Source organism: Pseudomonas sp. TH39(2020) (assembly GCF_016650715.1).
Classification (GTDB): Bacteria; Pseudomonadota; Gammaproteobacteria; order Pseudomonadales; family Pseudomonadaceae; genus Aquipseudomonas; species Aquipseudomonas mandelii_C.
The window spans coordinates 491026-513661 of sequence record NZ_JAEKFF010000007.1; the positions used below are offsets into that span (position 1 = coordinate 491026).

General features: G+C 58.9%; 21 protein-coding genes and 1 pseudogene. 13 read left to right on the forward strand and 9 right to left on the reverse strand.

Annotated features, from left to right (window positions below; genetic code table 11):
- The first annotated feature begins 134 nt into the window (after nt 1-134).
- The 4 genes from JFU47_RS22685 to JFU47_RS22700 all read left to right on the forward strand — a co-directional run bounded on the left by JFU47_RS22685 (nt 135) and on the right by JFU47_RS22700 (nt 4293).
- Complete coding sequence (locus JFU47_RS22685; RefSeq protein ID WP_123365710.1) at nt 135-1163, forward strand: amino acid ABC transporter substrate-binding protein; 1029 nt, start codon at nt 135-137, stop codon at nt 1161-1163.
- Between the two features lie 65 nt (nt 1164-1228).
- On the forward strand, nt 1229-2410 hold the full coding sequence (locus JFU47_RS22690) for an amino acid ABC transporter permease (RefSeq protein ID WP_140677809.1): 1182 nt from the start codon (nt 1229-1231) through the stop codon (nt 2408-2410).
- Nucleotides 2411-2420: 10 nt separating this feature from the next.
- Complete coding sequence (locus JFU47_RS22695; protein WP_201185812.1) at nt 2421-3518, forward strand: amino acid ABC transporter permease; 1098 nt, start codon at nt 2421-2423, stop codon at nt 3516-3518.
- Between the two features lie 10 nt (nt 3519-3528).
- Nucleotides 3529-4293: an amino acid ABC transporter ATP-binding protein gene (locus tag JFU47_RS22700; RefSeq protein ID WP_008147575.1), complete on the forward strand. Its 765-nt coding sequence runs from the start codon at nt 3529-3531 to the stop codon at nt 4291-4293.
- Nucleotides 4294-4358: 65 nt separating this feature from the next.
- Here JFU47_RS22700 and JFU47_RS22705 read toward each other — a convergent pair whose 3' ends face one another.
- Complete coding sequence (locus tag JFU47_RS22705; RefSeq protein ID WP_201185814.1) at nt 4359-4841, reverse strand: type II toxin-antitoxin system MqsA family antitoxin; 483 nt, start codon at nt 4839-4841, stop codon at nt 4359-4361.
- Nucleotides 4838-5149: a type II toxin-antitoxin system MqsR family toxin gene (locus tag JFU47_RS22710; RefSeq protein WP_201185816.1), complete on the reverse strand. Its 312-nt coding sequence runs from the start codon at nt 5147-5149 to the stop codon at nt 4838-4840. The genes JFU47_RS22705 and JFU47_RS22710 overlap by 4 nt, the downstream gene beginning before the upstream one ends.
- 167 nt (nt 5150-5316) lie before the next feature.
- On the opposite strand from JFU47_RS22710, the pseudogene JFU47_RS22715 reads away from it, so the two are divergent.
- From JFU47_RS22715 to JFU47_RS22735, 5 genes and pseudogenes are all read left to right on the forward strand, one after another.
- Nucleotides 5317-5975: pseudogene (locus JFU47_RS22715) on the forward strand (FadR/GntR family transcriptional regulator).
- Nucleotides 5965-7281, forward strand: a complete 1317-nt coding sequence (locus tag JFU47_RS22720) for a CynX/NimT family MFS transporter (RefSeq protein ID WP_201185818.1) — start codon at nt 5965-5967, stop codon at nt 7279-7281. The pseudogene JFU47_RS22715 and the gene JFU47_RS22720 overlap by 11 nt, the downstream one beginning before the upstream one ends.
- Before the next feature lie 127 nt (nt 7282-7408).
- Nucleotides 7409-7879: a nuclear transport factor 2 family protein gene (locus tag JFU47_RS22725; protein WP_201185820.1), complete on the forward strand. Its 471-nt coding sequence runs from the start codon at nt 7409-7411 to the stop codon at nt 7877-7879.
- A gap of 40 nt (nt 7880-7919) precedes the next feature.
- The gene (locus JFU47_RS22730; protein WP_140677796.1) at nt 7920-8240 is read left to right on the forward strand and encodes a GIY-YIG nuclease family protein; all 321 of its coding nucleotides are present in this window, start codon (nt 7920-7922) and stop codon (nt 8238-8240) included.
- Between the two features lie 88 nt (nt 8241-8328).
- Nucleotides 8329-9264 carry a glutathione S-transferase family protein gene (locus JFU47_RS22735; RefSeq protein ID WP_201185822.1) on the forward strand — a complete coding sequence of 312 codons (936 nt, stop codon included), beginning with the start codon at nt 8329-8331 and terminating at the stop codon, nt 9262-9264.
- 48 nt (nt 9265-9312) lie between these two features.
- On the opposite strand, the gene JFU47_RS22740 is transcribed toward JFU47_RS22735, so the two are convergent.
- Nucleotides 9313-9663 carry a glutaredoxin family protein gene (locus JFU47_RS22740; protein WP_201185824.1) on the reverse strand — a complete coding sequence of 117 codons (351 nt, stop codon included), beginning with the start codon at nt 9661-9663 and terminating at the stop codon, nt 9313-9315.
- Nucleotides 9663-10667 (reverse strand): nucleoid-associated protein YejK, encoded by a 1005-nt coding sequence (gene yejK / locus JFU47_RS22745; RefSeq protein WP_008147593.1) that lies wholly within the window; start codon nt 10665-10667, stop codon nt 9663-9665. Before yejK ends, JFU47_RS22740 begins: the two co-directional genes overlap by 1 nt.
- 395 nt (nt 10668-11062) lie before the next feature.
- Here yejK and JFU47_RS22750 point away from each other — a divergent pair, with 395 nt between their 5' ends.
- Nucleotides 11063-11344, forward strand: coding sequence for an HU family DNA-binding protein (locus JFU47_RS22750; protein WP_007905514.1), 282 nt, complete (start codon nt 11063-11065; stop codon nt 11342-11344).
- A 198-nt stretch (nt 11345-11542) separates the two neighbouring features.
- Here JFU47_RS22750 and rlmF read toward each other — a convergent pair whose 3' ends face one another.
- The 5 genes from rlmF to JFU47_RS22775 all read right to left on the reverse strand — a co-directional run bounded on the left by rlmF (nt 11543) and on the right by JFU47_RS22775 (nt 18184).
- The gene (gene rlmF, locus JFU47_RS22755; RefSeq protein WP_111451350.1) at nt 11543-12565 is read right to left on the reverse strand and encodes a 23S rRNA (adenine(1618)-N(6))-methyltransferase RlmF; all 1023 of its coding nucleotides are present in this window, start codon (nt 12563-12565) and stop codon (nt 11543-11545) included.
- A gap of 174 nt (nt 12566-12739) precedes the next feature.
- A complete protein-coding gene (locus JFU47_RS22760) occupies nt 12740-15586 on the reverse strand; it encodes a valine--tRNA ligase (protein WP_201185831.1) in 2847 nt (948 codons plus the stop codon).
- A gap of 214 nt (nt 15587-15800) precedes the next feature.
- Complete coding sequence (locus JFU47_RS22765) at nt 15801-16196, reverse strand: DNA polymerase III subunit chi (protein WP_123365724.1); 396 nt, start codon at nt 16194-16196, stop codon at nt 15801-15803.
- A gap of 8 nt (nt 16197-16204) precedes the next feature.
- Nucleotides 16205-16633 (reverse strand): DNA polymerase III subunit chi, encoded by a 429-nt coding sequence (locus JFU47_RS22770; protein ID WP_201185833.1) that lies wholly within the window; start codon nt 16631-16633, stop codon nt 16205-16207.
- A 60-nt stretch (nt 16634-16693) separates the two neighbouring features.
- Nucleotides 16694-18184: a leucyl aminopeptidase gene (locus tag JFU47_RS22775; protein ID WP_201185835.1), complete on the reverse strand. Its 1491-nt coding sequence runs from the start codon at nt 18182-18184 to the stop codon at nt 16694-16696.
- 306 nt (nt 18185-18490) lie between these two features.
- Here JFU47_RS22775 and lptF point away from each other — a divergent pair, with 306 nt between their 5' ends.
- The 3 genes from lptF (at nt 18491) to lepA (ending at nt 22634) form a co-directional block, all read left to right on the forward strand.
- Nucleotides 18491-19609: an LPS export ABC transporter permease LptF gene (gene lptF, locus JFU47_RS22780; RefSeq protein WP_201185836.1), complete on the forward strand. Its 1119-nt coding sequence runs from the start codon at nt 18491-18493 to the stop codon at nt 19607-19609.
- Nucleotides 19602-20663, forward strand: a complete 1062-nt coding sequence (gene lptG, locus JFU47_RS22785; protein WP_201185837.1) for an LPS export ABC transporter permease LptG — start codon at nt 19602-19604, stop codon at nt 20661-20663. The genes lptF and lptG overlap by 8 nt, the downstream gene beginning before the upstream one ends.
- 171 nt (nt 20664-20834) lie before the next feature.
- Complete coding sequence (gene lepA, locus JFU47_RS22790; protein ID WP_008151572.1) at nt 20835-22634, forward strand: translation elongation factor 4; 1800 nt, start codon at nt 20835-20837, stop codon at nt 22632-22634.
- Nucleotides 22635-22636: the final 2 nt, after the last annotated feature.

The window sequence follows — 22636 nt, forward strand, 5'->3', positions numbered from 1 at the left end:
TTTCTCCTACTAGACTCATAGCGCAGGTCCTACGTCGGTTGACCCTAAAAAAAGCCAACACGGGTCGACTACGCCTCATAAGGGTGCGACAGGACTCAAGCTCCGACACAACAAGAGCAAAACTGGAGGTTTGAATGAAGATGTTGAAATCCACCCTGGCTATCGTGACTGCAGCCGCAGTACTCGGTGTCAGTGGGTTCGCTCAGGCGGGTGCAACCCTGGATGCAGTGCAGAAGAAAGGTTTCGTACAGTGCGGCGTCAGTGACGGTCTGCCTGGCTTCTCGGTACCGGATTCGACTGGCAAGATCATCGGTATCGATGCTGATGTCTGCCGCGCTGTGGCCGCTGCCGTATTCGGCGACGCGACCAAGGTCAAATTCAGCCAGTTGAACGCCAAAGAGCGTTTCACCGCGCTGCAGTCCGGCGAAATCGACGTGCTGTCGCGTAATACCACCTGGACCAGCTCCCGCGATTCGGGCATGGGTCTGGTGTTTGCTGGCGTGACGTACTACGACGGCATCGGCTTCCTGGTGAACAACAAGCTGGGCGTGAAGAGCGCAAAAGAGCTCGACGGCGCCACCATCTGCATTCAAGCCGGTACCACGACCGAGCTGAACGTTTCCGACTACTTCCGCGGTAACGGTCTGAAATACACCCCGATCACCTTCGACACCTCCGATGAAAGCGCCAAGTCGCTGGAATCCGGTCGTTGCGACGTGCTGACCTCCGACAAATCCCAGCTCTACGCACAACGCAGCAAGCTGGCGACCCCGACCGACTATGTCGTTCTGCCGGAAACCATCTCCAAGGAGCCTCTGGGCCCGGTCGTGCGTAAAGGCGACGAAGAGTGGTTCAGCATCGTCAAGTGGACCCTGTTCGCGATGCTCAACGCTGAAGAAATGGGTATCACTCAGAAAAACGTTGAAGCTGAAGCCAAAGCCACCAAGAACCCGGACGTTGCTCGTCTGCTGGGCGCTGACGGTGAATACGGCAAAGACCTGAAAGTGAAGAAAGACTGGGTCGTGCAGATCGTCAAGCAAGTGGGTAACTACGGTGAAGTGTTCGAGAAAAACCTCGGCAAGGGCACTCCACTGGCCATCGACCGCGGGCTGAACGCTCTGTGGAACAACGGCGGCATTCAATACGCACCACCAGTGCGCTGATGGTTCTATCACCCGGTGGGCCAACCACCGGGTGATGTTCTGTTCCATTATTTGCGGGGCACTTCATGCAAAATTCAATCGGCGCACCAAAGCAGAGGCTCAGCCTCAGCGATCCAAAAGTGCGTGCGTGGCTATTTCAGATCATCACCATTGTGGCGGTGGTCTCGATGGGCTGGTATCTGTTCGACAACACGCAGACCAACCTTCAACACCGGGGCATTACCTCCGGCTTCAGCTTTCTGGAGCGCAGTGCCGGTTTCGGCATCGCTCAACACCTGATCGACTACACCGAATCGGACAGCTATGCCCGGGTGTTTGTCATCGGCCTGCTCAACACGCTGCTGGTGACCTTCATCGGCGTGATCCTGGCGACGATCCTCGGGTTCATCGTCGGCGTGTCACGGCTGTCGAAGAACTGGATCATCAGCAAGCTGGCGACTGTTTATGTGGAAGTCTTCCGCAACATTCCGCCGCTGCTGCAAATCCTGTTCTGGTACTTCGCGGTGTTCCTGACCATGCCGGGGCCACGCAACAGCCATAACTTCGGCGATACCTTCTTTGTCAGCAGTCGCGGCCTGAACATGCCGGCCGCGTTGACGGCGGATGGTTTCTGGCCGTTTGTGGTCAGCGTCGTCGTGGCCATTGTCGCCATCGTGCTGATGAGCCGCTGGGCAACCAAACGCTTCGAAGCGACCGGTGTGCCGTTTCACAAGTTCTGGGTGGGTCTGGCGCTGTTCCTGGTGATCCCTGCGCTGTGCGCATTGATCTTCGGCGCGCCGCTGCACTGGGAAATGCCGAAGCTGCAAGGCTTCAACTTCGTCGGTGGCTGGGTGCTGATCCCGGAACTGCTGGCGCTGACCCTGGCCCTGACGGTGTACACCGCGGCGTTCATCGCCGAGATCGTGCGTTCGGGCATCAAGTCGGTCAGCCACGGCCAGACCGAAGCGGCGCACTCGTTGGGTTTGCGCAACGGTCCGACCCTGCGCAAGGTGATCATCCCGCAAGCCCTGCGCGTGATCATTCCACCGCTGACCAGCCAATACCTGAACCTGGCGAAGAACTCCTCGCTGGCGGCCGGTATCGGTTATCCGGAGATGGTGTCGTTGTTTGCCGGTACGGTGCTAAACCAGACCGGACAGGCGATCGAGGTGATTGCCATCACCATGAGCGTGTACCTGGCGATCAGTATCAGCATTTCCCTGCTGATGAACTGGTACAACAAGCGCATTGCGCTGATCGAGCGGTAAGGAAAAGCGCATGACGACTCATACTTTCAAACCTGACATGCCGCCCCCGAACCGCAGTATCGGTGTCGTGGCGTGGATGCGCGCGAACATGTTCTCCAGCTGGCTCAATACCCTGCTGACCCTGTTCGCGTTCTACCTGATCTACCTGGTGGTGCCGCCGATCCTGAGCTGGGCGATCCTCGATGCCAACTGGGTCGGCACCACGCGCGCCGACTGCACGAAGGCGGGCGCCTGCTGGGTGTTCATCCAGCAGCGCTTCGGCCAGTTCATGTACGGCTACTACCCGACAGACCTGCGCTGGCGCGTGGACCTGACCGTGTGGTTGGCGGTCATCGGCGTGGCACCGTTGTTTATCTCGCGCTTTCACCGTAAAGCGGTATACGGGCTGAGCTTCCTGGTGCTGTACCCGATCATTGCCTACTTCCTGTTGCAGGGCGGCCTCTTCGGTCTGAGCACCGTGGCGACCAGCCAATGGGGCGGTTTGATGCTGACCCTGGTGATCGCCACTGTCGGTATTGCCGGTGCGTTGCCGCTGGGTATCGTCCTGGCGCTGGGCCGTCGTTCGAACATGCCGGCGATTCGGGTGGTCTGCGTGACCTTCATTGAATTCTGGCGCGGCGTACCGTTGATCACGGTGCTGTTCATGTCCTCGGTGATGCTGCCGCTGTTCCTGCCTGAAGGCATGAACTTCGACAAATTGCTGCGGGCACTGATCGGCGTGATCCTGTTCCAGTCGGCGTACGTCGCCGAAGTGGTGCGCGGTGGTCTGCAAGCGATTCCCAAAGGTCAGTACGAAGCGGCTGCCGCGATGGGCCTCGGCTACTGGCGCAGCATGGGCCTGGTGATTCTGCCGCAAGCCCTGAAGCTGGTGATCCCCGGCATCGTCAACACCTTCATTGCGCTGTTCAAGGACACGAGCCTGGTGATCATCATCGGTCTGTTCGACCTGCTCAACAGCGTCAAACAAGCCGCCGCCGACCCGAAATGGTTGGGCATGGCCACCGAAGGCTATGTGTTCGCGGCCCTGGTGTTCTGGATTTTCTGTTTTGGTATGTCGCGCTATTCCATGCATCTGGAACGCAAGCTCGACACTGGCCACAAGCGTTAGGAGTTCTGTAATGAGCGAAGCAATCAAAAAGCCTGTGAGCCCTGAAGGCATTATTCAGATGCAGGGCGTGAACAAGTGGTACGGCCAGTTCCACGTGTTGAAAGACATCAACCTGAACGTTAAGCAGGGCGAACGTATCGTCCTGTGCGGCCCGTCGGGTTCCGGCAAATCCACCACCATTCGTTGCCTCAACCGTCTGGAAGAACACCAGCAGGGTCGCATCGTGGTCGATGGCGTGGAGCTGACCAACGACCTCAAGCAGATCGAATCGGTACGCCGTGAAGTCGGCATGGTGTTCCAGCACTTCAACCTGTTCCCGCACCTGACCATCCTGCAGAACTGCACGCTGGCACCGATGTGGGTACGCAAGATGCCCAAGCGCAAGGCCGAAGAAATCGCCATGCATTACCTGGAACGCGTCCGCATTCCGGAGCAGGCGCATAAATTCCCGGGGCAACTGTCCGGCGGTCAGCAACAGCGTGTGGCGATTGCCCGCGCCCTGTGCATGAAACCGAAAATCATGCTGTTCGACGAACCGACCTCGGCACTCGACCCGGAGATGGTGAAAGAGGTTCTGGACACCATGATCGGCCTGGCTGAAGACGGCATGACCATGCTCTGCGTGACCCACGAAATGGGCTTCGCCCGCACCGTGGCCAACCGCGTGATCTTCATGGACAAGGGCGAAATCGTCGAACAGGCTGCGCCGAACGACTTCTTCGATAACCCGCAGAATGAGCGGACCAAGCTGTTCTTGAGCCAAATCCTGCATTGATTGGCGCTTGGCAGTGAAATAAACCCGGACAGTGTTCCGGGTTTATTTTTGTCTGGGGTTTGTGGTCAGGATGCGAGCGCGGATTGGTGTAACTGATCGAGGTTTGCCAATAGACTTTGCAAGTCTGCACCTTCGCGAAGTACTCGCACATCGTCAAGTAACTCTGGATGCCGATCAAGCAGGCGCATCAGCATAAATAACGGTTGAGGCGGTGCCAGTTCAGCACGCTCATATCGGGAAAATGCGTTGTGGCCGCCACCCGAAAGCAACTTTACCGCTTCCTTCTGCGAGAGTTTCAACTTGCGACGAATACGCTTCATCTCGGTGGCCATAAGTTGACGGCAATCGAGCAGCAGTTGATCGCTTGCCTGGGAGTAGCGCTCTGCGCTGTTGTCATCGAATTCGATTTCGCCGCAAACTCGGCACTCGTAGCCTGAAATATCGCCTACCTGACGTGACATCTGTTTGAAGTCGATGGTGAAGCTGCGCCCATCGAAGGGCTGCAGCCCTTCATGAGTACCGCAGCTGAAACATTGCTTTCCATTCATGCGTCTTTCTCCTTGAAGGAGATTACGGGAGGTCCACCACCGGGGCGGTAGGTCACTTTGATGTAAATCTCCAGGCCGTGAGTCTTCATGTAATAAACGTCCTGCCAAATGCGATGGTCGGCAAAGGTCGTCATCGATTTGTGCAGCATTCTGTTTTCCAGCGAACAGACGATTTGCAGCATTTGGGCAAGACTTAAATCAAGTCGTCGACCGCCTTCCCGTGCAGCGCCGGTAAATGCCTTTGTCCCTAATCTGATGACCTCCGACTTGACCACGGTCAAGTCGTAGTGAGGTGTGTTCTTTTCCATAAGAAGCCGCTTGCCCTGTCTCTAAAAATACCCTTAAAGGGTAATTTTGACTAATCGAAAATCCCGCTCCATTTCCCTCTCCTTGACCGTAGGCTGTTGCCGTCCTACATGTAGCTGACTAACATGTCAGAAAATTCATCCTATGATTGGATGAAAGGGCGAATTCCATGTCAGACATTTCTCCATTAGTTAAACGATCTTTGGTCGACCAAGCGTTGGACCAATTACGCCTACGCATCACCGAAGGCATCTGGACGGTCGGCCAGCGTTTACCCACCGAACCCGAGCTGTCCGCCGAGTTGGGCATCAGCCGCAACACCGTGCGTGAAGCCATGCGCGTATTGGCGTTTTCCGGGTTGATCGAAATCCGTCAGGGCGACGGCAGCTATCTGCGGGCAGTGGTCGATCCTCTCGACACCATGAAGGCGTTGTCCCGCTGCTCCCATGAGCAAGCCCGGGAAACACGGCACATTCTGGAAGTCGAGGCCATCGGTCTCGCCGCGTTGCGTCGTACCGACGAAGACCTGGTGGCATTGCGCGAGGCGTTGGGCGTCAGCGGCAGTCACTACCACGGCGATCTCGACACGTATATCGCCTGCGATCTGGTGTTCCACCGCCGCTTGGTTGATGCCGCACACAACCCGACCCTCAGCGAGCTGTATCGCTATTTTTCCAGCGTCATCGGTGCGCAGTTGCGCGAGACCCTGAACATTTCCCCCGACGCCAAGAGGTGTTCGACCTCCATATCGAACTGCTTGATGCCGTCGAGCAACGCGACCCGGAACGGGCCAAAGCCCTGTCGAGGCAGTTGATCAATGAACCTTGAAACCGAGAACCCCATGTCCAGCCAGCAGGTCAACAAAAGCAGCATCCCCCAAGCCAAGCGCACGGCGGAGCTCGAAGAGCTGCTGATTGACGCCGAGGCGGATGACGAACAGGTCCAGCAAAGTCACCCGATCCTGCGACGGCCGTGGCTGCTGTTGCTGGGCCTGATTCTGGTGGCGCTGAACCTGCGCCCGGCGCTATCGAGCATGGCGCCGATGCTCAGCGAGGTGTCGAAAACCCTCGGTCTGTCGGCAGCCCAGGCCGGTTTGCTGACGACGTTGCCGGTGCTGTGCCTCGGCTTGTTTGCACCGCTGGCGCCCGTGCTGGCCCGATGTTTCGGCGCCGAGCGAGTGGTGCTGGGCATTCTCTTGATGTTGGCCGGCGGGATCATCCTGCGCAGTTCGTTCGGTGAGATCGGCCTGTTTGCCGGCAGTGTGCTGGCCGGCGCGAGCATCGGCGTGATCGGCGTGTTGCTGCCTGGCATCGTTAAACGCGACTTTGCGAAACACGCGGGTACCATGACCGGCGTCTACACCATGGCCTTGTGCCTGGGGGCGGCGATGGCGGCGGGCGCGACCGTGCCGTTGAGCGAGCATTTCGACAAGAGCTGGGCCTTGGGCCTCGGCTTCTGGGTGGTTCCGGCATTGGTCGCGGCGATTTTCTGGTTGCCACAAGTCGGGCAGAAACACGGCGCGCACAACGTCGCGTATCGGGTTCGCGGCCTGTTGCGTGATCCACTGGCCTGGCAAGTGACGCTCTACATGGGGCTGCAATCTTCTCTGGCCTACATCGTGTTCGGCTGGTTGCCGTCGATCCTGATCGGTCGCGGCCTGACGCCGACCCAGGCGGGTCTGGTGCTGTCAGGCTCGGTCATTGTTCAGTTGGCGAGTTCACTGGCGGCGCCATGGCTGGCGACGCGTGGCAAGGATCAGCGTCTGGCGATCGTCATCGTCATGCTGCTGACCCTTGGCGGCCTGTTCGGTTGTCTTTACGCACCGATCGAAGGCTTGTGGGGCTGGGCGATCCTGCTGGGTCTGGGGCAGGGCGGTGCGTTCAGTCTGGCGTTGACCCTGATCGTGCTGCGTTCGCGGGATGCGCACGTGGCAGCGAACCTGTCGAGCATGGCCCAGGGCTTCGGCTACACCTTGGCGTCCATGGGGCCGTTCGCGGTCGGCATCGTGCATGACTGGACCGGCGGCTGGAACGCCTTGGGCTGGATTTTCGGCATCATCGGCCTCGGGGCGATCATCGCCGGCCTGGGCGCTGGACGTTCGCTGTACGTCCAGGTCGAAAGCGAAAAGGTCTGACACCCGCACACTGTCGATATTCGGCTCACGAATGCCGATAGTGTTTCGCGCCTTTGTTGACTATCGTGCAGGCAATCTTTCGACACCACTTTGCGCATCTATTTGCACATCCAGAGGGAGCCTGTCCATGAGTGATGCCCACAACGCATTGATCACCCAGTTCTACCAAGCCTTCCAGCGGCTGGATGCCGAGGCCATGAGCGCCTGCTATACCGACGACGTGGTGTTCAGTGATCCTGCGTTCGGCCAATTGCACGGACGCGATGCAGGCGACATGTGGCGGATGCTCACCACTCGGGCCAAGGATTTTTCCCTGACGTTCGATAACGTGCGCAGCGATGAGCGCACGGGCGGCGCCCATTGGGTGGCGACGTACCTGTTCAGCCAAACCGGCAACACCGTGGTCAACGACATTCAGGCACGCTTCGTTTTTCGCGACGGCAAGATTTGCGAGCATCACGACAGCTTCGATCTGTGGGCCTGGTCCCGACAGGCGCTGGGTTTCAAAGGGTTGTTGTTGGGCTGGACGCCGGCGGTGAGAAACGCCGTGCGCGCGCAAGCCTTGAAGGGGCTGAAGGCATTCCAGGCCAGTCGCTGATAAGATCGCGGCTTGTTTCCTTTCAAGCCTTGATCGTCACGTGAACACTGCCAGCGAATCTTCCGTCATTGCCGCCGAACCATCGCTGCCTGTCAGCAAACCCTGGTTCGTCTACCTCGTTCGCGCGGCCAATGGTTCGCTCTACTGCGGGATCAGCGATGATCCCGTGCGCCGCTTCGCCACCCACCAGAGTGGCAAGGGCGCGCGCTTTTTTCTCTCCAGCCCTGCCGTGGCATTGGTCTACACCGAAGCCTGTCGCGATAAAAGCGAAGCGCTGCGTCAGGAACGGCTGATCAAAAAACTCAAGAAAAGCGCCAAGGAATGCTTGGTGGCGAGTGCCGCTGCGGGCTTATCAATCTGACTGATAAGTGCCCATCAGGCAGATCGGTGGGCTGCGCATGGAATGCGCGCTAAGCTGCGGATTCCCTATCCGTGCGCCGGAGCCGAGCATGTCCGAGTTGATTCTTCATCATTACCCGACGTCCCCTTTTTCTGAAAAGGCCCGCTTGCTGCTGGGCTTCAAGGGGCTGTCCTGGCGCTCGGTGAAGATCTCGCCGGTGATGCCAAAACCCGACCTGACCGCGCTGACCGGCGGCTACCGCAAGACGCCGGTGTTGCAGATAGGCGCGGATATCTATTGCGACACGTCGCTGATGGCCCGCCGTCTGGAACAGGAAAAAGCCTTGCCGGCGTTCTTCCCGGAAGGTCAGGAAATGATCGCCGTGACCTTCGCCGCATGGGCGGATTCGGTGGTGTTCCAGCACGCGGTCAGCCTGGTGTTTCAACCGGAATCGATCGCCGTGCGCTTCGGCAATATGCCGTCGGAAGCGATCAAGGCATTCATTGCCGATCGCGCGGAGTTGTTCAGCGGTGGCAGCGCCACACGGTTGTCGGCTGAACAAGCCCGGCATCAATGGCCGACTATCATGACGCGACTGGAGCAACAGCTTCAGCGCGAACAGGGCGATTTCCTGTTCGGCGAGCCGTCGATTGCCGACTTCGCCCTGGCCCATCCGCTGTGGTTCCTCAAGGCTACGCCCGTCACTTCACCGTTGGTCGATGCTTATCCAGCGGTTTCGGCATGGCTGGGGCGCGTGTTGGGCTTCGGGCATGGCGCGTTCAGCGAGATGACCTCCGAGGAGGCGCTGGAGGTTGCGCGCAATGCCACACCGACCGCATTACCGGATGAGCAATTCGACGAGCCGAATGGTTTTGAGGCTGGCCAGCAGGTGGCCATTGCCGCCATCGATTACGGCGTTGACCCGGTGGCGGGTGAGTTGCTGTTTGCGGGCAGTGAAGAATTGATTTTGCGTCGTGAAGACGAGCGGGGCGGCGTGGTGCATGTGCACTTTCCGCGATTCGGGTTTCGCATTGAAGCCCTATAAATGCTGAACAAAAAACGCCCGGCAAAGCCGGGCGTTTTCATGTCTGGGTTATTTCAACGCGGCGAGAATGGCGTCCGGGTCATACCCGCGAATCAATGTCCCATTCACATCAATAATCGGAATCCCGCCGCCACCCAGCGCCTCGTAGGCCTTGCGCGCCTCGGCATCCTTCTCAATATCGAACTCCTTGTACGGAATGCCCTTCTGATCGAGAAAGCGCCGGGTCAGTTTGCAGTAACCGCACCATTCGGTGGCATAGAGCACGACGTTGGCCTTGGCCTGAGTCTGCTCGGACACCACTTGCGCCGGATGGAACACCCGCTCGATCTTGCCCCAGTTCTGGTAGACCACGACCACCAGCAGGATCAGCAGGAATTTTTTCAGTACGCCGCCGAGCATCAGTTACGTCGCTTGAGCTGATCGGTGAGCTGGGTCGGCAGACCTTTGATGATGAGCGTGCCGGCTTCTTCGTCGTATTCGATCTTCGAGCCCAGCAAGTGCGCTTCGAAGCTGATTGACAGGCCTTCGGCGCGACCGGTGAAGCGGCGGAACTGGTTGAGGGTCCGTTTATCGGCCGGGATCTCTGGCGACAGGCCGTAGTCTTTGTTGCGGATGTGATCGTAAAAGGCTTTCGGGCGCTCTTCGTCGATCAGCTCCGAGAGTTCTTCCAGTCCCATGGGTTCACCCAATTTTGCCTGGCTGCTGGCGTAATCCACCAGGGTCTTGGTCTTCTCGCGGGCGGACTCTTCCGGCAGGTCTTCGCTTTCGACGAAGTCACTGAAGGCCTTGAGCAGGGTGCGGGTTTCGCCGGGGCCGTCGACGCCTTCCTGGCAGCCGATGAAGTCGCGGAAATACTCCGAAACCTTTTTGCCGTTCTTGCCTTTGATGAACGAAATGTACTGCTTGGACTGCTTGTTGTTCTGCCACTCGGACACGTTGATCCGTGCTGCCAGGTGCAGTTGACCGAGGTCCAGGTGCCGGGACGGGGTCACGTCCAGCTGATCGGTCACTGCAACGCCTTCACTGTGGTGTAGCAGGGCGATCGCCAGGTAGTCGGTCATGCCTTGCTGATAATGCGCAAACAGCACGTGGCCGCCCACAGAGAGGTTTGATTCCTCCATCAGCTTTTGCAAGTGTTCCACCGCCACCCGGCTGAACGCTGTGAAATCCTTGCCGCCATCGAGGTATTCCTTCAGCCAGCCGCTGAACGGATGCGCCCCGGACTCGGCATGGAAGAAACCCCAGGCCTTGCCTTGTTTGGCGTTGTAGCTCTCATTGAGGTCGGCAAGCATGTACTCGATGGCGCTCGACTCGGCCAGTTCGGAATCGCGAGCGTGGAGAACTGCAGGTGTGCCGTCGGGTTTTTTGTCGATCAGGTGGACGATGCAATGACGGATCGGCATGGGCTTCTCGGCTGATTGAAGAGAGGAGGGCGTGCTCCCCCAAAAAGTGCCAAGTGTACCGCAACCACTGGTTTTGGCGCGGCACGAAGGGCAATTCGCAGGTGTCCGGTGGCGCTTATGCTGTTTTTTACAGTTTTAGAGCAATAAAGCTGACCAAATGGGTAGCTAGAGGCGGATATTTCCCCGTCTCTGTGCTAGTTTTGCCCGGTCTTACGCGAAGTCACTGCGTTAAGCGTGCATTCAGCATTTGTCAGGTCGAACCAAACCCTGATTTCGGTATCTATAACCCCGACTCGTCGCGGTTATGGCCGAGGGTGCCAGATCCAGAAGATCGGGCTCGATGGCTGACACTGCACTCTGCAATCCATATGAATTTGATAGGGAAGGAACACTACATGGCTCTTACTAAAGACCAACTGATCGCCGACATCGCTGAAGCTATCGACGCGCCAAAAACCACCGCGCGTAACGCTCTGGACCAACTGGGCCAAATCGTTGCCGATCAGCTGGAAAACGGCGGCGAAATCACTCTGCCAGGTATCGGCAAACTGAAAGTGACTGAGCGTCCTGCCCGTACCGGCCGCAACCCTTCGACTGGCGCTGCCATCGAAATCGCTGCCAAGAAAGTTATCAAGCTGGTTGTGGCCAAAGGCCTGACCGACGCTGTTAACAAGTAAGACGCAGTAAAAAAAAGCCGTGCTCCGGAGTAATCCGGGCACGGCTTTTTTGTGTCTGCGATTTACCACATACGCCGCTAAACCAATGTGGGAGCGAGCCTGCTCGCGAAAGCTATCTAACAGTCAATATTGATGTGACTGATAAATCGCCTTCGCGAGCAGGCTCGCTCCCACAGTTGATCTGCGTCGGTCAGTTACTCAGCTTTTCTTTACCCAGCGCTCACGCCAGACCTGCTGCTCGGATTTGGTCTGGAAGGTCCAGGCGACGAAGCGGCTTTGCTTCTGCCCCTGAGACATTTCCACGACCTGGCTTTCCAGTACGCCAGCCTTTTTCAGCGCCGTCTGGATCGCCGGCAGGTTGGAGGCTTTCGAGACCAAGGTGCTGAACCAAAGCACTTTGTGTTGGAAATGCGCGCTCTCGGCGATCAGTTGCGTCACAAACCGTGCTTCGCCACCTTCACACCACAATTCTGCCGATTGACCGCCAAAGTTCAGCACTGGCAGTTTGCGTTTTGGATCGGCACGGCCCAGCGCGCGCCATTTACGCTCGCTGCCCTTGGTCGCTTCGTCCATCGAGGCGTGGAACGGCGGGTTGCACATGGTCAGGTCAAAGCGTTCGCCGGGTTCGAGCAGGCCCAGCAGAATGTGCTTGGGATTGCTTTGCAGGCGTAACTGAATGGCTTTGTTCAGTCCGTTGGACTGCACGATGGCTTTCGCGGCGGCCACGGCCGTCGGGTCGATTTCCGAGCCAAGGAAGTGCCAGCGGTAGTCGCTGTAGCCGATCAACGGATAAACGCAGTTGGCGCCCATGCCAATATCGAGCACCTTGACCGGCGCGCCGCGGGGGATCTCGCCGTCGTTGACGCTGGCCAGCAGGTCGGCCAGGAAGTGCACGTAATCGGCACGCCCCGGAACTGGAGGGCAGAGGTAATCGGCCGGGATGTCCCAATGGGCGACGCCGTAGAACGACTTGAGCAACGCACGGTTGAACACCCGCACTGCGTCCGGGCTGGCGAAGTCGATACTTTCTTTGCCGTACGGATTGATGATCACGAACTTCGCCAGTTCCGGCGTGGTTTTGATCAGCGCCGGGAAGTCGTAACGACCCTGATGGCGGTTGCGCGGATGCAGGCTGGCCTTCTCGCGGGGCTCCACGGCTTTGGCCGGGGTGGCGGAATCAGGCTTTTTGCGCGCAGGGCGGGGTGTGCGGGGGGCGTTCATGGGCGTGGTCGATTCGGGTATGGCTGAAAGTGGGGGCATTGTCCCACATCCAGCCGTTGTGAACCCAATTGTGACAAACAGCACAATCCCACAAGGGATTTGTGGTGTAGGGGGAAAGTGATGGGCACAAAAAAGGAGGCCGTTTCGGGCCCCCCTTTTCATTGCGATTTGCCGTTACAGGCTGGCAATCCGCGCATGTTGCTCGGCCAACTTGCCCAAAGCCTGCTCAGCTTCAGCCAGTTTGGCGCGTTCCTTCTCGATGACTTCGGCCGGGGCCTTGTCGACGAAACCGGCGTTAGACAGCTTGCCGCCCACGCGCTGAACTTCGCCCTGCAGACGCAGGATTTCCTTGTCCAGACGCGCCAGCTCAGCATCTTTGTCGATCAGGCCGGCCATTGGCACCAGCACTTCCATCTCGCCGACCAGTGCGGTGGCGGACAGCGGTGCTTCTTCGCCAGCAGCCAATACGGTGATCGATTCGAGGCGAGCCAGCTTCTTCAGCAGGGCTTCGTTCTCGGTGAGACGACGCTGATCTTCGGCGCTGACGTTTTTCAGGAACAGGTTCAGCGGCTTGCCCGGACCAATGTTCATTTCGCCACGGATGTTACGCGTGCCGAGCATCAGGCCTTTAAGCCACTCGATGTCGTTCTCGGCAGCCGGATCGATGCGCTCTTCATTGGCCACTGGCCACGGTTGCAGCATGATCGTCTTGCCTTCGATACCAGCCAGCGGCGCGATGCGCTGCCAGATTTCTTCGGTGATGAACGGCATGAACGGATGCGCCAGACGCAGCGCGACTTCCAATACCCGAACCAGCGTGCGGCGGGTGCCGCGCTGACGTTCGACCGGTGCATTTTCGTCCCACAGCACAGGCTTGGAGAGTTCCAGGTACCAGTCGCAATACTGGTTCCAGATGAACTCGTACAAGGCTTGTGCAGCCAGGTCGAAGCGGAACTGATCGAGTTGACGGGTCACTTCGGCTTCGGTGCGTTGCAGCTGCGAAATGATCCAGCGATCCGCCAGCGACAGCTCGTAAGCTTCGCCGTTCTGACCGCAGTCTTCGCCCTTGTCCAGTACGTAGCGCGCGGCGTTCCAGATCTTGTTGCAGAAGTTGCGATAGCCCTCGACGCGGCCCATGTCGAACTTGATGTCGCGACCGGTGGACGCCAGCGAGCAGAAGGTGAAGCGCAGGGCGTCGGTGCCGTAGCTGGCGATGCCGTCGGCGAACTCGTCGCGGGTCTGCTTCTCGATCTTCTTCGCCAGTTTCGGCTGCATCATGCCGGAGGTGCGTTTCTGCACCAGGTCTTCGAGCTCGATGCCGTCGATGATGTCCAGCGGGTCCAGGACGTTGCCCTTGGACTTGGACATCTTCTGGCCCTGGCCATCACGCACCAGGCCATGGACGTAAACGGTCTTGAACGGAACCTGCGGCGTACCGTCTTCGTTCTTCACCAAGTGCATGGTGAGCATGATCATCCGGGCAACCCAGAAGAAAATGATGTCGAAACCGGTCACCAGCACATCGGTGGAGTGGAATTTCTTCAGGAACTCGGTCTGCTCAGGCCAGCCGAGCGTGGAGAAGGTCCACAGACCCGAACTGAACCAGGTGTCGAGAACGTCATTGTCCTGTTGCAGCGCAACGTCCGGGCCGAGGTTGTGCTTGGCACGTACTTCGGCTTCGTCGCGACCGACGTAGACTTTGCCTGACTCGTCGTACCAGGCCGGAATCCGGTGGCCCCACCACAGCTGACGGCTGATGCACCAGTCCTGGATGTCGCGCATCCACGAGAAGTACATGTTTTCGTACTGTTTCGGCACGAACGCGATGCGGCCGTCTTCAACGGCTGCGATGGCTGGCTCGGCCAATGGCTTGGTCGACACGTACCACTGGTCGGTCAGCCACGGCTCGATAATGGTGCCGGAACGGTCACCTTTCGGCACTTTCAGCGCGTGATCGTTGACGCTGACCAAGAGGCCGGCAGCATCAAACGCGGCAACGATTTGCTTACGGGCTTCGAAGCGGTCCAGACCGGCGTACTCGGCCGGAATCTTGCCGTCGATGCTTTCGTTCAGGGTGCCGTCGAGGTTGAACACCTGACAGGCCGGCAATACAGCGGCGTTCTTGTCGAAGATGTTCAGCAGCGGCAGGTTGTGGCGCTTGCCGACTTCGTAGTCGTTGAAATCGTGAGCCGGGGTGATTTTCACGCAGCCGGTGCCGAATTCAGGGTCGCAGTAATCGTCGGCGATGATCGGAATGCGGCGGCCGACCAGCGGCAGCTCGACGAATTTGCCGATCAGGGCTTGGTAGCGTTCATCGTTCGGGTTAACCGCTACGGCGGCGTCGCCGAGCATGGTTTCCGGGCGAGTGGTCGCGACGATCAGGTAATCGTTGCCTTCAGCGGTTTTGGCGCCATCGGCCAGTGGGTATTTCAGGTTCCACAGGAAACCTTTCTCGTCGTGGTTTTCCACTTCGAGGTCGGAAATCGCCGTGTGCAACTTGGTGTCCCAGTTGACCAGGCGCTTGCCGCGGTAGATCAGGCCGTCTTCGTGCAGGCGCACAAAGGCTTCTTTCACGGCTTCCGAGAGGCCGTCGTCCATGGTGAAGCGCTCACGGCCCCAGTCCACGGACGAGCCGAGACGGCGGATCTGACGGCTGATGTTACCGCCGGACTGATCCTTCCATTCCCAGACTTTCTCGAGGAATTTCTCACGGCCCAGATCGTGACGATTCTGGCCCTGGGCTTCGAGTTGACGCTCCACCAGCATTTGCGTGGCGATACCGGCGTGGTCGGTACCCGGCTGCCACAAGGTGTTGCGACCCTGCATGCGGCGGAAACGGATCAGGGCGTCCATGATCGCGTTGTTGAAGCCGTGACCCATGTGCAGGCTGCCGGTGACGTTTGGCGGCGGGATCATGATGGTGTAGGACTCGCCCGCGCCTTGCGGGGCGAAGTAATTCTCTGACTCCCAGGTGTTGTACCAGGAAGTTTCAATGGCGTGCGGCTGGTAGGTCTTATCCATGCGCGGCGGGACCCTATTGGCATTTATTCAGGAAAAGCCGGCAAGTATAGCGGGGCATCGGGCGCAGGGCGAGCGGGTGCAGACAGGGCGCAGTCTCAATAACGGCGCGAATCAAATGTGGGAGCGAGCCTGCTCGCGATGCAGGCGCCGCGGTCTATCAGGAAACCGAGGTGATGCTATCGCGAGCAGGCTCGCTCCCACAGGGATTGGTGTTTTATTCGTACTGACTCAACAACCGTTCCATTCGCGCGCTGAGGCGGCGTTTGATTTCGGTTTCGATGTGCGGGGCGAAGTCGTCGATCACGTCTTGCATGATCAATTGCGCGGCGGCGCGCAGTTCGCCATCCAGGTGCAGCAGGTCGTCGGGGCCCTTGCTGGCGGCGGGTGCCGGTTGGGCAGCAGGGGCTGCAGGGGCGGGTGGCGCCGGTTCGAGAATTGGCGGGCTGGCGCCGACCGTATCGAACAGCATCGGAATCTGTTCCTGATCACCTTCCTCGACCGTGTCGGTGAGCAAGGGTGGTTGCAGGTTGTCATCGCCGAGCAATTGACGGATCGACTCAAGGTCATCCAGCAGGTGCGCGGACTTTTGCAGCGGTTTTGGAGTGTCCATCGGAATGCTCAGAGTCGCTGTAAACGGTGATCTTGCAGAGGATAGCCCTGTTCGCGGTAGAAACGGAAACTCTCCCGCGCAGCCGTACGAATGGTCGGATCTTCCACCACCACTTCCGCCACACGGGCGAACTTGTTGGCGAATGCCGGGACTTTCAGGGCGAGATTGACCAGCAGGTCCTGATGCGAACCGCAGTCATCGCCAAGGCCCAACACAATCAAACCGTCCGGCTCATTTTCAGCGGGGCCGTGGGGCACGAAGCTTTCGCCCTTGAAGGTCCACAAACGCGCATCGAGATCGTCACGCTGGGCAGCATCGCTGCAATGCAGATAGATGCGGTGGCCCATGCGCCAGGCTTTCTCGGTGAGCTTGCAGGCAAAATCCAGCCGCGCTGAAGGATCGGCGCTGGGCAGGATATAGAAGTCGACTTTGGTCATTGCGGTTCCTGAGCCTTGAACGGCGTCACCGGAAAGTGACGCCGCCCAGGTTCATCGGTTTCAGGCTTTGGCGCGGTCCAGCAGGTATTGGGTCAGCAATGGAACCGGACGGCCAGTGGCGCCCTTATCCTTGCCGCCGCTGGTCCAGGCCGTGCCGGCGATGTCCAGGTGCGCCCAGTTGAGGTTCTTGGTGAAGCGCGACAGGAAGCAGGCCGCGGTGATGGTGCCTGCTTTCGGACCACCGATGTTGGCGATGTCGGCGAACGGGCTGTCCAGCTGTTCCTGGTACTCATCGAACAACGGCAGTTGCCAGGCGCGGTCGTCAGCCGATTGGCCAGCGCTCAGCAGTTGGTCGATCAGTTCGTCGTTGTTGCCCAGCAGGCCCGACGTGTGGGAACCCAGCGCAACGACGCAAGCGCCGGTCAGGGTGGCGATGTCGATCACTGCTTGCGGCTTGAAGCGCTCGGAGTAGGTCAGGGCGTCGCACAGCACCAGACGGCCTTCGGCGTCGGTGTTGAGGATTTCCACGGTCTGGCCGCTCATGGTGGTGACGATGTCGCCAGGACGCGAAGCGTTGCCGCTCGGCATGTTCTCGGCGCAGGCCAGGATGCACACCAGGTTGATCGGCAGTTTCAGCTCGAGCACGGCGCGCAGGGTGCCGAATACACTGGCAGCGCCGCCCATGTCGTACTTCATTTCATCCATGCCGGCGCCCGGTTTCAGGCTGATGCCGCCAGTGTCAAAGGTGATGCCTTTGCCGACCAGTGCATACGGCTTCTCGGATTTCTTGCCGCCGTTGTATTGCATGACGATCAGGCGCGGTGGCTGGGCGCTGCCCTGGCCCACGGCGTAGAACGAGCCCATGCCCAGGTCCTTGATCTTCTTCTCATCAAGGACTTCGACTTTCAGGCTCTTGAATTCTTTGCCCAGGTTCTTCGCTTGCTCACCGAGGAACGTCGGGTGGCAGATGTTCGGCGGCAGGTTGCCCAGGTTGCGGGTAAACGCCATGCCGTTGGCGATAGCGGTGGCGTGGGCCACGGCGCGCTCGACTTCAGCCTGTGCAGCCTTGATGGTCACCAGGGTGACTTTCTTCAGGGTGCGAGGCTCGGCTTTCTGGCTTTTGAACTGGTCGAACGTGTATTCGCCGTCCACCAGGGTTTCGGCCAGCAGGCGGGTCTTGCCGTAGCTGTCACGGCCTTTGACCACGACTTCGTCCAGGGCCAGCACTGCGTCGCTGCCGCCCAGGCCTTTAAGGGTGTTGAGGATGCCGGCAATGATCTTGCGGAATGGGCGGTCACCCAGCTCTTCGTCTTTGCCCACGCCCACCAGCAGCACGCGTTCGGCCTTGAGGTTCGGCAGGCTGTGCAGCAACAGACTCTGACCGACTTTGCCAGCCAGGTCGCCGCGCTTGAGCACAGCGCTGATGGCGCCACCGCTCAGTTCGTCGAGTTGTTTGGCGACGGCGCCGAGCTTGCGGCCTTCGCCGATGGCGACCACCAGAGTGGCGGTTTTCAACGTTTCTGGGCTAACGCTTTTTACAACCAGTTCCATGTCCGGGTCCCTGAATTAATGGTCAACACGCAAGAGCTCGACGGCATGCGTTCGAGCTTGCTTATAAATAGAAAGACGCAGGTCACGGCCCGCGACAAAGGCCGCAGTTTGAACCTCGTGCCCCGAGCCTGACAACCCTCGGTTGTACGATCTTCAACGCTTTAACCGCCTGCTTGAGCGTGCGCAGTGACAGGCGCACCCAATCACAGGATAATGCGCCAACTTTTTCGGCGGCTCTGCCCTGCGGGCCGTCTGATACGTTTGCTTGTTTGGCCGCCTTAGCCTGACAACCCTGGAGTGTCTGGTTTGATCGTCTTCCGTTACCTATCCCGCGAAGTCCTGTTGACCTTGAGCGCCGTCAGCGCTGTGCTGCTGGTCATCATCATGAGCGGTCGCTTCATCAAGTACCTCGCCCAGGCAGCCTCTGGCCTCCTGGATCCGGGTTCGCTGTTCCTGATCATGGGCTTTCGTCTGCCGGGTTTCCTGCAGTTGATTTTGCCTCTGGGCCTGTTTCTCGGCATCCTGCTGGCCTACGGTCGCCTGTACCTTGAAAGCGAAATGACGGTGCTGTCTGCCACCGGCATGAGCCAGCAGCGTCTGTTTGCCATGACCCTTTTTCCAGCCACCCTGGTCGCACTGGTGGTGGCATGGCTGAGCCTGAGCCTGGCGCCACAAGGCGCCAATCAGTTCCAGTTGCTGCTGAACAAGCAGGATGCCCTGACCGAGTTCGACACCCTCGAGCCAGGCCGCTTCCAGGCCCTGCGTGACGGGACACGGGTGACCTACACCGAAACGCTGTCAGACGACCGCATCAACCTCGGCGGCGTGTTCATTTCGCAGAAGAACGTCAATTCCGATAACAAGGATCGCGGGATTTCCGTGCTGGTGGCCGAGAAGGGCCGTCAGGAAATTCGCCCCGACGGTAACCGTTACCTGATTCTCGACAACGGCTATCGCTATGACGGCAATCCGGGTCAGGCCGACTACCGGGCGATCAAGTACGAGGAGTACGGCGTATTGCTGCCCAAGCCGGACGTCAGTGACGAAGTGACCGACCGCGACGCAATGACCACCAGATTCTTGCTGGACAGTGACGACATCCGTTTGCGTACCGAGCTGCAATGGCGTCTGTCCTTGCCGTTGCTGGTCTTCATCGTGACCTTGATGGCGGTGCCGTTGTCGCGGGTCAATCCGCGTCAGGGCCGTTTCCTCAAGCTGTTGCCGGCGATTCTTCTATATATGGCTTACCTGTCCATCCTGATTGCCGCTCGCGGCGCCCTTGAAAAGGGCAAAATCCCGCCAACTCTGGGGTTGTGGTGGGTGCATGCAATCTTCCTGGCCATCGGCCTGGGCTTGCTCTATTGGGAACCCTTGCAGTTGAAGCGGGCGAGTCGTCGCAGCGCGCTGGAGGTGGCTCGTGGATAAGCTCGATCGCTACATTGGTAGCAGCGTGTTCGTGGCTATTCTGGCGGTACTGGGGATCATTCTCGGTCTGGCGACGCTGTTTGCGTTCATCGATGAAATGAGTGAGGTCAGCGATACCTACACCTTGGTCGACGTGTTGAGTTATGTCCTGCTGACCGCGCCGCGTCGTCTTTACGACATGTTGCCGATGGCTGCACTGATCGGTTGCCTGATCGGCCTCGGCAGTCTGGCCAGTCACAGCGAGCTGACCATCATGCGCGCTGCGGGCGTGTCGATCGGGCGCATCGTCTGGGCGGTCATGAAGCCAATGCTGATCCTGATGGTGGTAGGTGTGCTGATCGGCGAATACGTTGCGCCGGCCACCGAAGTCACCGCTCAGGCCAATCGCTCCCTGGCCCAGGGCAGCGGCGACGCGCAAAGCGCCAAGCATGGCCTGTGGCACCGTCAGGGGGACGAGTTCATTCACGTCAACTCCGTGCAGCCAAACGGTTTGCTGTATGGCGTGACCCGTTATCGCTTCGACGATCAGCGCCACATGCTGTCCTCGAGCTTCGCCAAGCGCGCCGAATTCGACAAGGATCACTGGCAGCTCAGCGAGGTCACGACCACGTTATTCCATGACAAGAACACCGAAGTGGTGACCGCTCCGGTCGAGCGCTGGAACGTGGCGCTGAGCCCGCAACTGCTGGATACCGTGGTGATGTCGCCCGATTCGCTGTCGATCAGTGGTCTGTGGGGGTACATCCACTACCTGGCTGACCAGGGCTTGAGCAATGGTCGTTACTGGCTGGCATTTTGGGTCAAGGTGTTGCAACCGCTGGTCACCGCCGCTCTGGTACTGATGGCGATTTCCTTCATCTTCGGTCCATTACGCTCGGTGACCCTCGGTCAGCGGGTGTTCACTGGCGTGCTGGTGGGCTTCACCTTCCGTATCGTTCAGGATTTGCTCGGTCCTTCGAGCCTGGTCTTCGGTTTCTCGCCACTGTTTGCGGTGCTTATTCCGGCGGGTGTTTGTGCCTTGTCCGGGGTCTGGTTGTTGCGCCGGGCCGGTTGATCCAGGGTTTCTCCTGACCTTGCACGTCACTCAAAACGCCCCTGTCGCAAGACCGGGGCGTTTTTGTAGGCGCCGTCTGACCTGCGAACGTGACGCTTGCGCCGTGGATCAGGTACAATTCCCGGCTATTTTTCGGCGGGCTATGCCTGCAGCCTTTTTGAGTGTTGATCCGTGAGTGATTTGAGTCATATCCGCAATTTCTCCATCATCGCCCACATTGACCATGGCAAGTCGACGCTGGCCGATCGCTTCATCCAGATGTGTGGCGGCCTTGCCGAGCGCGAAATGGAAGCCCAGGTTCTGGACTCCATGGACCTGGAACGTGAACGCGGGATCACCATCAAGGCCCACAGTGTCACCCTGTATTACACCGCTCGCGATGGCATCAAGTACCAGCTGAACTTCATTGACACCCCAGGCCACGTTGACTTCACCTACGAAGTCAGCCGGTCGCTGGCGGCCTGTGAAGGCGCGTTGCTGGTGGTCGATGCCGGTCAGGGCGTTGAAGCGCAGTCGGTAGCCAACTGCTACACCGCGATTGAGCAGGGCCTGGAAGTGATGCCGGTCCTGAACAAGATCGACCTGCCTCAGGCCGATCCGGACCGCGTGAAAGAAGAAATCGAAAAAATTATCGGCATCGATGCCACCGATGCGGTCGAGTGCAGTGCCAAGACCGGTCTGGGCGTCGACGAAGTACTCGAGCGTCTGGTCAAGACCATTCCTGCGCCGACCGGCAACTATGAAGATCCGCTGCAAGCGCTGATCATCGACTCCTGGTTCGACAACTACCTGGGCGTTGTTTCCCTGGTTCGCGTGCGCCACGGTCGTGTGAAGAAGGGCGACAAGATCCTGGTCAAGTCCACCGGCAAGATCCACCTCGTGGACAGCGTCGGTGTCTTCAACCCGAAACACACCGCCACCGTTGACCTGAAGGCCGGCGAAGTGGGCTTCATCATCGCCGGCATCAAGGACATTCACGGTGCACCGGTCGGTGACACCCTGACCTTGAGCTCCACGCCGGACGTCGACGTGCTGCCAGGCTTCAAACGCATTCAGCCGCAGGTTTACGCCGGCCTGTTCCCGGTCAGCTCCGACGACTTCGAAGATTTCCGTGAAGCCCTGCAAAAGCTCACGCTTAACGACTCGTCCCTGCAATACACCCCGGAAAGCTCCGACGCCCTGGGCTTCGGCTTCCGTTGCGGGTTCCTCGGCATGCTGCACATGGAAATCATCCAGGAGCGCCTGGAGCGCGAGTACGACCTGGACCTGATCACCACGGCGCCGACGGTAATTTTCGAGCTGCTGCTGAAAACCGGTGAAACGATTTACGTCGACAACCCGTCGAAGCTGCCAGACCTGTCCTCGATCGAAGACATGCGCGAACCGATCGTGCGGGCCAATATTCTTGTGCCGCAAGAGCACCTGGGCAACGTCATTACCTTGTGCATCGAGAAGCGTGGCGTACAGCACGACATGCTGTTCCTCGGTACCCAGGTCCAGGTGACCTACGATTTGCCGATGAACGAAGTGGTCCTGGACTTCTTCGACCGTCTGAAATCCACCAGCCGTGGCTATGCTTCGCTGGATTACCATTTCGATCGTTATCAATCGGCTAATCTGGTGAAACTGGATGTGCTGATCAACGGTGACAAGGTCGACGCCCTGGCGTTGATCGTGCACAAGGATAACGCGCACTACAAAGGTCGCCAGTTGACCGAGAAGATGAAAGAACTGATTCCACGCCAGATGTTCGACGTCGCGATCCAGGCCGCCATTGGCGGGCAGATCATTGCGCGGACCTCTGTCAAGGCGCTCAGAAAGAACGTATTGGCCAAATGCTACGGCGGTGACGTTAGCCGTAAGAAAAAACTGCTGGAAAAGCAAAAGGCCGGTAAGAAACGCATGAAGCAAGTCGGTAACGTGGAAATTCCACAAGAAGCCTTCCTTGCAGTGCTCAGGTTGGATAGTTAGGT